This window comes from Empedobacter sp. GD03865 (assembly GCF_029840775.1).
GTDB classification, from domain to species: domain Bacteria; phylum Bacteroidota; class Bacteroidia; order Flavobacteriales; family Weeksellaceae; genus Empedobacter; species Empedobacter falsenii_B.
In genome coordinates this window covers 1-1,503 of record NZ_JAOCDF010000071.1, presented here as the reverse complement: position 1 = coordinate 1,503, position 1,503 = coordinate 1, and the positions used below count along the sequence as shown (strand labels likewise).

General features: G+C 31.9%; 2 pseudogenes. Both read left to right on the top strand.

What is annotated here, in order from left to right:
- Positions 1-464, top strand: a pseudogene (locus tag N5D46_RS14650) (sigma-70 family RNA polymerase sigma factor); the annotation flags it as partial.
- A gap of 2 nt (positions 465-466) precedes the next feature.
- Positions 467-1,503, top strand: a pseudogene (locus N5D46_RS14645) (hypothetical protein); the annotation flags it as partial.

The following is a 1,503-nucleotide window of genomic DNA, read 5'->3' as shown; positions in this document are numbered from 1 at the left end:
CTGGATATGATCCCGCAGATAACATTCAAAACCTAAACGAACAAGAAACACAACAGCACTATTTTGATCAAATTATAAAAGTATTACCCTTATTAAGTGCTGAAAGAAAGCATTTGATTGAACTCTGTTTAAAACATGGATTTCAATACAAAGCGATTGCTAAAGCAATGGGAAGAGGAATCACTGAAACGAGTAACGAAATTAAACATGCTATTGATGATCTTAAGAAGATTTTAAGTCACCAAGATAAATTAATTATTAAAACCAAAACAGTCTCTACAGCAGAGAAGGAAAATCAAATATCTGAAACACAATCGTTGATTTTAAAACTTCGATGTAAGCATAAACAATCTTTTTCAACAATAGCTTCAGCATTACAATTGTCTCAAAAAGAGGTACACAATGAATTTATAGTCGCTTATAAATTCACTCAACAAAACAAAGTTCAATCCCTAAACTATTGATCATGGAAAAATCTACTTTAATACTCACTCGAAAAATACAAATACTTATCGATTTACCAACTCAAGAAGAACGCAAAGAGGCATTAGACAAGCTTTATAGATGGCAAAACAGATGTTTTAAAGCCGCTAATTTGATTGTTTCTCATTTGTATTTACAAGAAATGATGAAAGATTTTTTGTACCTCTCTGAAGGTGTTAAATATAAATTAATGGACGAGAAGAAAGATGCAGAGGGTATATTAAAAAATTCGCAAATGAGTACCACTTATCGTGTGCTATCAGACCGTTTTAAAGGTGAAATTCCAACCAATATATTATCTTGTTTAAATAATAGACTCCACAGTTCATACAACAAAGATTCTCAAAGATATTGGAAAGGAGAAGCTTCGTTTAAAAACTTCAAACGAGATATGGCATTTCCTTTTGGAGCAGAAAGTATACGTAGCTTCTCTTACAATCCTGAGAAAAAATGTTTTTGTTTTCGGTTGTTTCAACTTCCATTCAAAACCTATTTGGGAAAAGATTTTACAAGTAATAAAAGGTTATTGGAACAAGTGGTAAGCGGAGAAATTAAACTTTGTACATCACAAATAAAGTTAGAAAAAAGTAAAATATTTTGGTTAGCTGTTGTTGAGATCGAAAAAGAAAATCATCAATTACAACCCGAAATTATTGCAGAAGCTTCTCTCTCTCTTTAGAATATCCGTTGGTTGTAAAAATAGGAAAATCTCGGCTTACTATAGGAACCAAAGAAGAGTTTCTATACCGAAGGTTAGCGATACAAGCGTCCCGTAAACGAATACAAATTGGGGCAACTTATGCAAAATCGGGCAAAGGAAAAACGAGGAAACTAAAAGCGCTAGATAAAATGAGTCAAGTAGAAAAAAATTATGTGCATCATCGACTACATGTTTACAGCAGAAAGTTAATTGATTTTTGTGTAAATAATAAAGCAGGAACACTTATTTTAATGGATCAAGAAGAAAAGATAGAGCTGGCCAAAGAAGAAGATTTTGTACTGAGAAATTGGAGTTATTAT